We start from the raw sequence: 9,237 nt of genomic DNA, 5'->3' as shown, positions 1-9,237 counted from the left end.
CATACCATGGGGACTCAAGTCCCAAGGCCATCTGAAAAAGGGTAAGGTCGTTCATGAGCGTACTGGTTACTGGCTTAGTTGGTTACACCACAATATACGCTTCTGATATCATCACCCACTTGAAACAGCGAGGAGCCTAAAAATCCCTGAGCGAGTCGTTCCCGAAGGAAGGCGTCGCCGCACCGTCGTACGTTTTCGTTTCCGGATCGAACGCCAGCATCGACTCGGAAGCGTAATACCGTCCTGTTCTGGCGAATTCCGCTTTGTCTTCCAGTATCGGGAACAGTTTCGATAGCAGTTTCAGCGCCGGAATGGTCAGATCGAAAACCCCGAGCGGGATTTTTCTGAATTTCGGCTTCCTTCCCAGCAGTTCAAAAAGCAGTTTCCCCTGTGCTTTCGCAGAGATGGGCTCTCCGGGTCCGCCTACGGGAAGGATTTCGTTTCTTTTCGACGGGTCTTCAAGGCAGTCGGCCATGAAGCGCGCAAGGTCGGACTCGCTGATCGGCTTGCACGAGGTCAGCTCTCCATTGCCGAATATCACATAAGGCTTTCCTTTTTTCACGGCGTCCACCTGTCCGGCCAGGGACTTGAAAAAAGCTGTGGGTCGTACGATCGAATAGGTCATACCCGAATTCCGGAGTTCATGTTCGAATTTCAGCTTGGCTCTCTGGAACTCAAGCATCGGTTTCTGAACGCAGATCGCCGAGAGCAGAACGAACTGTTTCGCTCCTGCGGCTTTTGCCGCGTCGAGAACGTTGCGGTTTGCCTTGTAGTCGATCATCCAGGAGTCCTTTACCCCACCGCTGCGTGAGGTCAGGCATGAGAATACGGCATCGAACCGTTCACCGCGGATGCCCGAGCCGATCAGGGATTCCATGTCGCAGATATCGCCGAAGCGTACCTCGGACCCCTCCAGCTCTCTTCGGGTTTGCCCGGCTGAAGCGGATCCGTCAATTCCCGAACGCTCCCTGGCAAAACTTACCACATCGTATTTTCTTGCAACAAGTTCCCTTGTAACGAATTTTCCGATATATCCTGTCGCGCCAGCGACAAATACCCTCTTTGTCCGTTGACCTGAACTATTGCCGGAAATACCTGAAAGAGAACTCAATGGTACCTTGAATTTTATTGGAAAGAGTGCTTCATGAGCGTCACAAATGCGCATGCATCGCTGCAGCCGTGCATTCAGTCAGGCTTCTGCGGAGAGGATTGTTTGCCGATAAATTTGTTCAGCAGCAGAACAACAAGAATTCCTCCAAAAAAAAGCCTACGGGAGCGATAATGGTCGTGTAGTTGAACGAGTCTGTGTGCATTGTGGAGCTATTGATGATTTTTTATTGAATGGATCAGGCAGTTAATTGCGCAGGGATGCATTGTCGTTCCCCTGGCCGGGCGCTCTCATGCTTGGCGATGTTCACAGATACATGCCGGGGTTCAGTTTTCTGGTGAACGCATGCATTTTGAGATTGGCCAGCCAGACCCAGTTGAGCGGTTTTCCCTGCATCCGTTTCATGATGGCCCTTCCTTTATAGACCTCTTTCTGAAGTTTTACGAAGTTTTCGAGCAGCTTTTCCCCCTGCATTTTCCTGGGCTCGAACATGAAGTGATAGGTGTCGTACTTGTCCCAGTCGAAGTGCCTTATCCTTGGTTTCATCTCTTCATAGTATGGTGTTCCCGGAAAAGGCGTGACAAGCGAGAATACCGGAAACTCTATCCTGTTCTGCATAATGAAATCATAGGTTGCCTCGAAACTCTTTTCACTGTCGTCGTCGAAGCCGAACATGAAGTATCCATGGATGGCGATGCCGTTCCTGTGAAGGTTGTCAACCACCGTCGAATAGTTCTGGAGGCGGTTGGCCCCCTTGTTCATACTTTTGAGGATATCGGGGTTAAGCGATTCGAAACCGATGCTCATCAGATCGCATCCCGACCGTCCGGCGATTTCCGCCACCTCGGGTTTATGCAGGAAATTCATGGATATGTTCGCGTTCCATCGCACGCCGATCCCCGACATGCCTTCAAGCAGTTCGGTAAAGTACTGAGGTCGGAAACTGATGTTGTCGTCCATGAACGAGAAGGTCGCCCTCTTTTTTCCAAGTCGTTCCTGGTGGTACTGCATTTCTTCGAGTACGAGATCGATTTCCCGGTACCGGTAGCTTTTGCCGTATATGGTGGGTGTGGTGCAGAAGTTGCATCCTACAGGGCATCCCTTGGTGGCTAAAACAGGGATACGCGAGCTGTATTTATAGGCATGTTCCGAATTCAGGGCGTAGCTGAAATCCGGGCCCCGCATGATGGTCATCGGTTTCAGCTCGTGTGCCTGATAGAGAGGCTTCATGGTTTCCTGCAGAATATCGCGGGCCAGTTCGCCCCATACGGATTCCACCTCGCCGTAAACCACGCTGGTGCAGTGCCCTGCAGCTTCTTCCCGCATCATGGTCGGGTGTACGCCGCCAAGCACAACGATTTTTTTCTGGGCAAGGGCCCTGTCGCCTATAATGTAAGCCCTGGAGGCATTGAGCGTTCGGACGGTGACGGCTACAACGTCATAAGGCGAGAAATCTTCAGGAACCGGATCGCCGGTACGTTCATCGATGAGCGTTACGTCAAAAAGTTCAGCGGCAAGCGTGGCGACCATGATCAGATTCAGCGGCATGCTGACGCTTCCTGAATCGACCATCATGCTCGTAGAGCTTTTTGGCTGGATGAGGAGCCATTTTTTTCTGTTTTTCTTTTCCGCGGCAAGTTGCTTCAGGGATGTTCCAATCACATCATGAAGCGTCGTTCCGGTGTTTCGTGTGTTTTCTACGGTCATCCTGTCTGCTCTCTGGTAGTCGTGTTTACTGCTGAATTAAATCGCCGGCCATGCTGATGCCGCCGTTAAGATGCCGATAGGTATTGGCTCCGAGCCCTCTGGTGCGCTTGCAGACATTTTCGAGATAATCGCCGACAACCACCAGTGTCCGTTCATCCGGGTATTCTGTTGCCCCATAATGTGAAATTGCCGCAGGTGTCGGAAGTGATATTCGTGGCGCACTTGTTCAGCGCCATCTGCACCTCGTCAGTTGAGCAGTCGAAGCCGCAGGATTCGATGAGTTCCATGCATTTTTCCATTCCGTCGGCAGCCAGAATCCTGTTGCGGAAAATTTCATCCGCCTGCAGCCGCTCGAACAATGCTTTCGACTGAGCTATTGTCATATCGTTACTTCCAGGTTGGTTGATTTCATCCTGAGTTCCCGTCGCAAATCCACAGCGACAGTTCGGACTTTTCGGATACGTTTGGGCAGGCTTTCCGAGGGCACCTCTTTCTTCGCCCTCCGGCCAGGAAAGATCGTTTGAGGTTGTGATTCGGGCTGTCGGTTCGGGGGTGATGGACGCGTCGAGAGGTAACCGGATTTTGAAAGTCTTTTTATGTTCACCGCCATGTAGCCTTTTGAAGGTCATAATCACTTCGTCTTTTTTTTGCAGCCAGTCGGAGGCTCCGAACGACACCGTACGGAAGCCTCCTCACACACAGGCTTTCAAATTTAAAAAAATATATTACTTTTGTTATAAATATCATAAAAATGATAAAATCATATCGGATCATCCTGTCTGGTAAGCGATCCTGCTGGCGCTGCTTATACACCCCCTGATTCTATAGAGATAGAGTCAAGTCGCGAAGCGTGTTTTCGGCGGGTTCTTCGTGTTCGGGAAGAGAGCTGATTTCCCGTTCCTTATAGATATTCCGAGTAAGATTTATAGTATTATTATAGTCAGTTTTTGTCATTTATACGCTAACGGACCATTCCTGCCAGGGTAACCGGCGGGTTGTGCCTGCCAAAGGGCTGGAACAACCCGAACGCGGTATTGCGAGGTTATCCGGTCAGGCGATAAATCCGATTCTATTGTGCGTTTTTCTGTTCCAGTCAAATAATCTCTACAAACCATAAACCATAACAGCTATGGCAAACGAAACATCCAGCGAGTACGCGAGCGCAGTCAACAACCTGATGGAATCGGTTGGAAAGATTGGTCAAATGCAGGTAGATCTGGTGAATAGTGGCATCAAGTCGGCCACTTCGGTTTTCGAACCGCTGAGTAAAACATCCATTGAACTTGTCGGTAACGTTGTCAATGCCGTTAACCAGGTATTGCAGAACCTGTCGTCGGCAATCGCTCCGAAAAAATAAGAGGTATCAGCAGAGCGGGAAGCACCCTGCGTCGCAGGGTGCTTCCCGTTTAATTCACATCAACATTTAACATACAACGCGACCCATGTCCGGATCAGATACGTTGCCCTTTCAGGTTCCCTCAGATGGGATAAAAGGCTTGGCTATGATGGCCCCCGTTGTTGGCCTGCCCTTTTTGTTGCATGCCGTCGGTGGCGCCGTTATTACAGGAGTTGGTTATGCGGCGGTTTCATCTGTAGTGAGTCCCCTTGTCAGAAAAATTTTTAAGGCGACAAAAGGCCTGATTGGCGGGCCGTCCACCGGTTTCAGTAAAGCTCTTCCGGAGCTGCCTGTTCCCGTTACCGTTACGGTTGCTCCGAATGTGCCGGCAGGCGAAGAATGCGGCATCCCAAAGGCCGATGCGCTCATCATCTGATGATAATCGCAGGGCGGTATTTGATGGATTTATAACCTCTTAAAAAAAAGCCATGTCAAGAATTTTATGGATGCAGGCGGTAAAAGGGGCATGGACTTCATACGTGAGAAAGATGAACAAAAGTATGAAGCCGTATAAAATGGAGAATTACCTCTGTCAGGAAATCGATATGGGCATGACGCTCGAAGAGTTTGCAGAGATCGTTTTTATTGAAGGCTTTGTTGCCGGTGAAAAGTATGGCAAGACGCTGACGATAGGAAGCCGGAAATGCGAACCCAAGCTCAACTGATCAATGAACATATCCGGATGTGGCATGGATGCGCGGTTTCAAATCTGAAAAGCGGGTTTCCGGGAATATAATTTTAAGGAGCATCATGTTATCGGATCGAAGAAAAGTGCGGCAGCTGTGGTTTGGCTGGTATTGCATAAAATGGCTGTTGCTTGAGAGAGATTATGTCCACTATCTGTTCACGAGCCGACAGAGAGAACGGGAGATGTTCTGACGGGTAAATAGTATTTCCCGGAGAATTCCTTTCTACCGGGTTGCCGGTTCTTGCGGTTTGTGAAATCCGATATTTGTCAACAGTAAAACAGGAGATTGTCGATATGGGTCAACCTGATACAGTAAATATGGTGAAAAACGCGGTAGGAGTTGCCGGAGGGGCAGCGCTGCTCGCTCCTGTCGCCCCTCCTCTCCTGCATGGTCTTGCCGGTCTCGCCGTGGTCGGACTCGGAATTTTTGCCGCCGGTTCACTTGTTTTCAAGGCTGCCGAAGCATTTCAGGGTATGGAAAATCCTTTGAAGCAAAAAGGAGATGGGCCGAAAAAACATTGAGCCCGGAATTGCGTAAGTTCCGGTTTACCTGGCCTCAGAAGATCCGGACAGCTGTATGCATGAACTTCTTCCGCTAAGCTGGAAGCGGGTAGACGCTATCCGCCCGGTTTACCGTGACATCACCCTTCCGTTTTCCCGAACCCGATGGATTACCTGCGCGGATATTCCTCACGGGTATTCAGCGCAGATTCTTTTCGAAGACCTCTCATGTTCATATCCTGACGGGTATGTTTTTCGCGGATGCCCTTCTGCGATAGGGGCCTATTTCGCATCCGGAAATTGCAGTCTCCTGAGAACGGGTGCGGAAGCCGTTCTCGATTTGCATAAACCGCATATCGAGGGGAAAGCCGTTGCCGGTTCGCTTGCAAGGGGCAAAAAACACGGATTCGTAGAAGAAATATCCTTGCATGATGCAAACAGGCGGCTATTCGGGCAATTCCGGCGCGAGACGAAACACGCAGGGAAACCCCAGCTGCAGCACCTGTTCAGGGATGAGCCTGCAGCTGCATGTCGCAGCTTCGTGTTCCGTTCATTTTCAGGCCAGTGGCTTGCGGCGATGACGCTTTCGGAAAGAGGGCCGGCAGCGGTGCATACGGAGCTGATGCTGAGGCACCGGCATGCTCCCGGAGATATTATGGAATGTCTTGTTGCCGGTATTTTTGAAATCCTCGAACGCGAAGGCTTGCATGAGTGGAGTCTTGGGGAGGTACCATTTCTGATGCCAATGCAGCCGTCGGAAGAGCCACTCACTTCGATGGAGCAGTTTATGGTTTCATTGGCTTCCTGCTGCAAATATGCTTACGACTATGAAGGCCTTTACCGTTTCAAAAACAAGTTTGCCCCCGAGTGGCGGACGGTTGCGCTGTGCACCAATTGCACACCGTCACCGCTCATGCTCGCGGAACTTGCCACGGCAATGGGCTTTACGGATTTGCTGGTGCATCAGTCTCTCGACCAGTTGCGGCAATGGATTTTTCCTTCCTGAACATACCCGTTTTCGGACGAGCGTCTTGTGCAAAAGCTGAAGTTTCCCGAGATGGTCTGGTGCGAATGCGATGATCTCCATTGACAGCGTCGAACGGGATGAGCGGTTGCTGACGATATGGAGCGATGCTGCCCAATGACGCTCTGGGATACGCCCAAGTTTGCATATCTTTATCTTATATAGCAAGCAGCAAGCAAGCCCATCAATACGCCGGGCTTGCTTGCTGCTTCGCCCGGTATCGTCAATGCAGACCGTTTCAGGAAATTCATCATGTTTTTCGAACTGCTGCCGGTTCAGGCGAACCTGATAGCATTTCTTGTCGAACTCCGCAAGGCTGCGCCCGTGAAACACATACCCGGCTGTTCGATAGAACGCCCCGAAGAGGTACTACCCGACATGACGGCAAACAATTCCGCAAATTTCCTGTTTCCATCGCTACAACCATGAGCATCATTCTCCTCGATATAGGCAACGTAATCGTCGATGTCGATTTCCAGCGATTCTGCAGGTCGGTTGCGCGAGACCGGGAGTCGGGCGCGGCGCGTATTTTCGATCGCTACTGCACAAGCGAGCTGAAAAGCCGTTTCGACAGGGGTCTCGTGGCTCCTTTCGACTATCTCGGCCTGATCGCAGGGGACCCCGACACCCAGCCAATGCCGCTTCGCGATCTGAAAACAGCATGGCAGGATATTTTCAGCCCGAAGCCTGAAGCCGGAGATGCTGTGCGGCGACTTCGCGAAAACCATGCGCTCTGGATCATGAGCGATACCGATCCTCTGCATGTGACCTTTCTTTTCAACAGCTGTCCTGAGCTGAAACAGGCCGAGCAGTACTGGCTTTCCTTCGAACACGGTTGGCTCAAACGGGAGAGGGAGGCATTCCTGGAGCTGCTGGCGGCCGCCGGGAGGGCGGCAGGGGAGTTCATCCTGATCGACGACCGCGAGGATAACTGCAGTTGCGCCGAAACCTGCGGTATCCGGACGCTTCTCTTCAAAAATTGGCCGGAGACTCTCGACCGGCTGAACTACTTGTAAACAGCATCAAACGCGCGCCATGCTCTCCATCACCCCATCCATACAGATACCCGACAGCGAGATCGAGCTGCACGCCATGCGCTCCCAGGGCGCCGGCGGACAGAATGTCAACAAGGTCGAAACCGCAGTTCATCTTCGCTTCGATATCGGGCGATCCTCCCTTCCGGAAGCCTGTCGGGAGCGTCTTCTGCAGTTGAAAGACCGGAGGATCACCTCTGAAGGCGTAATCGTCATCAAGGCGCAGCGCTACCGCAGTCAGGAGAAAAACCGGGAGGACGCGTTATGCCGCCTGCAGGAACTCCTGCAGCGGGCAATGCATGTTCCGGTAAAAAGAAAGCCGACAAAACCGACCAGGAGTTCCCTGGAAAAAAGGCTGGAGAGCAAGACAAGGCGCTCGAAGGTCAAGGCGATGCGGCGGGGCGGGATCGATGAGGGGGAGCGGTAGTCAGTAGTCAGTAGTCAGTAGTCAGTAGTCAGTAGTCAGTAGTCAGTAGTCAGTAGTCAGTAGGCGAATCGTTTCCGGATTTCAGTCCCTCCGGAGCTTGAAGAGGTGGGGGATGGCGGGTTGTGTCTACCGATATTGCACCCCTACGGGGTTTGAAGAGAAGATGGTGTGCCGGTGCCCAGCCCCGTAGGGGCGGCATATCGGTAGAAACGGAGCCCCCCCCAATATGGGTTTTGTGGTTTTTCCCCAGCCCCGTAGGGGCGGCATATCGGTAGAAACGGCATGTTCCCGAAATATGGGTTTTGCGCGTGTGTGTCGCCGGGTTGTCACCCGGCGTAACCGTTATGGCGCTCCTACGGAGCTTGAAGAGGTGGGGGATGGCGGGTTGTGTCTACCGATATTGCACCCCTACGGGGTTTGAAGAGAAGATGGTGTGCCGGTGCCCAGCCCCGTAGGGGCGGCATATCGGTAGAAACGGCATGTTCCCGAAATATGGGTTTTTGTGGTTTTTCCCCAGCCCCGTAGGTGCGGCATGTCGGTAGCGCAGGGTGAAACCCTGGGAGCCGTAGGGACGATATATCGGTAGCGCAGGATGCCCCACAAAGGGCAAATGCAGGGACGGCAAGCCGTCCCTGCGATGGTATCCTACATAACAGGAACGGGTTTTTTCGTTGTTCCGGCAACAAGCACCCGGCTGTTGTCGAGCTGTGCTTTCAGCACTGAAATCTCAGCCAGAAGGTTGGCTTTTTCCCGTCTTGAGAGTCCGGGTTCCGGCTTCGAGGTCGAAAGTGCGGCAAGCGGATTGACCGGTTTGCCGTTATGGATCATGCGGAAGTCGAGATGCGGGCCGGTCGAACTGCCTGTCGAGCCCACATATCCGATAATCTCGCCCTGGCGTACCCTGCTGCCGTTGCCGGCTTTCGGGGCATACCGGCTCAGGTGCAGGTACTGGCTGTGGTATCCCCCCGGATGTTTCAGGGTAATCATGTTGCCGGCTCCGCCTTTATGGCCTCTGAACATCACGGTACCGTCAGCAACGGCTTTTACCGGAGTGCCTGAGCGTGCGGCCATATCCACTCCGCCGTGAAAGTGGCGCGTTCTGCGGATAGGGTGAACCCTGTAGCCGTAACCGCTTGAAATCCTGGAATAACTGCAGGGCTGGACGAATTGTGCGCTTCTTTCGGAAGCTTCGAGTGCATTGCCTTTCTCGTCGTAATGAAGTGGACCCCATTGAGCAGACAAAAAAAGGTCAAGTTTAAGGTGGTAACCCACCGGTTGGTTATGCAGCTTCTTGTTGCTGCCCTGTAGTCTCCGATGACCCTTCGGAGGCACTTTTTTGAGAGAACTTGTCA

12 protein-coding genes are annotated in these 9,237 nt (G+C 52.3%); 8 read left to right on the top strand and 4 right to left on the bottom strand.

Annotation, left to right across the window (positions count from 1 at the left end; genetic code table 11):
• Positions 1–136: 136 nt before the first annotated feature.
• The 3 genes from K9G39_RS11040 to K9G39_RS11025 form a co-directional block, all read right to left on the bottom strand.
• Positions 137–1,111: an NAD(P)H-binding protein gene (locus K9G39_RS11040; protein WP_292004981.1), complete on the bottom strand. Its 975-nt coding sequence runs from the start codon at positions 1,109–1,111 to the stop codon at positions 137–139.
• A 303-nt stretch (positions 1,112–1,414) separates the two neighbouring features.
• Positions 1,415–2,815, bottom strand: coding sequence for a radical SAM protein (locus K9G39_RS11035; protein ID WP_292004980.1), 1,401 nt, complete (start codon positions 2,813–2,815; stop codon positions 1,415–1,417).
• Between the two features lie 152 nt (positions 2,816–2,967).
• The gene (locus K9G39_RS11025; RefSeq protein ID WP_292004979.1) at positions 2,968–3,198 is read right to left on the bottom strand and encodes a Nif11 family protein; all 231 of its coding nucleotides are present in this window, start codon (positions 3,196–3,198) and stop codon (positions 2,968–2,970) included.
• Between the two features lie 746 nt (positions 3,199–3,944).
• On the opposite strand from K9G39_RS11025, the gene K9G39_RS11020 reads away from it, so the two are divergent.
• The 8 genes from K9G39_RS11020 to arfB all read left to right on the top strand — a co-directional run bounded on the left by K9G39_RS11020 (position 3,945) and on the right by arfB (position 7,885).
• On the top strand, positions 3,945–4,172 hold the full coding sequence (locus K9G39_RS11020) for a chlorosome envelope protein B (RefSeq protein WP_292004978.1): 228 nt from the start codon (positions 3,945–3,947) through the stop codon (positions 4,170–4,172).
• 85 nt (positions 4,173–4,257) lie between these two features.
• Positions 4,258–4,587: a hypothetical protein gene (locus K9G39_RS11015; protein ID WP_292004977.1), complete on the top strand. Its 330-nt coding sequence runs from the start codon at positions 4,258–4,260 to the stop codon at positions 4,585–4,587.
• 52 nt (positions 4,588–4,639) lie between these two features.
• The gene (locus tag K9G39_RS11010) at positions 4,640–4,876 is read left to right on the top strand and encodes a hypothetical protein (RefSeq protein WP_292004976.1); all 237 of its coding nucleotides are present in this window, start codon (positions 4,640–4,642) and stop codon (positions 4,874–4,876) included.
• 341 nt (positions 4,877–5,217) lie between these two features.
• Positions 5,218–5,421: a hypothetical protein gene (locus K9G39_RS11005; protein WP_292004975.1), complete on the top strand. Its 204-nt coding sequence runs from the start codon at positions 5,218–5,220 to the stop codon at positions 5,419–5,421.
• A gap of 55 nt (positions 5,422–5,476) precedes the next feature.
• A complete protein-coding gene (locus K9G39_RS11000; RefSeq protein WP_292004974.1) occupies positions 5,477–6,406 on the top strand; it encodes a phosphatidylglycerol lysyltransferase domain-containing protein in 930 nt (309 codons plus the stop codon).
• A 216-nt stretch (positions 6,407–6,622) separates the two neighbouring features.
• Positions 6,623–6,853 (top strand): hypothetical protein, encoded by a 231-nt coding sequence (locus K9G39_RS10995; RefSeq protein WP_292004973.1) that lies wholly within the window; start codon positions 6,623–6,625, stop codon positions 6,851–6,853.
• Positions 6,850–7,440, top strand: a complete 591-nt coding sequence (locus tag K9G39_RS10990; RefSeq protein WP_292004972.1) for a haloacid dehalogenase — start codon at positions 6,850–6,852, stop codon at positions 7,438–7,440. The genes K9G39_RS10995 and K9G39_RS10990 overlap by 4 nt, the downstream gene beginning before the upstream one ends.
• Before the next feature lie 19 nt (positions 7,441–7,459).
• Positions 7,460–7,885, top strand: coding sequence for an alternative ribosome rescue aminoacyl-tRNA hydrolase ArfB (gene arfB / locus K9G39_RS10985; RefSeq protein ID WP_292004971.1), 426 nt, complete (start codon positions 7,460–7,462; stop codon positions 7,883–7,885).
• Between the two features lie 645 nt (positions 7,886–8,530).
• Here arfB and K9G39_RS10980 read toward each other — a convergent pair.
• Positions 8,531–9,237, bottom strand: a 707-nt coding sequence (locus K9G39_RS10980; protein WP_292004970.1) for a M23 family metallopeptidase, incomplete at its 5' end; no start/stop codon positions are given.

This window comes from Chlorobium sp. (assembly GCF_021740465.1).
In the GTDB taxonomy this organism is placed as follows: Bacteria; Bacteroidota; Chlorobiia; order Chlorobiales; family Chlorobiaceae; genus Chlorobium.
Note: the sequence above shows the minus strand (reverse complement) of the source record. Positions and strands in the feature narration are given on the sequence as shown.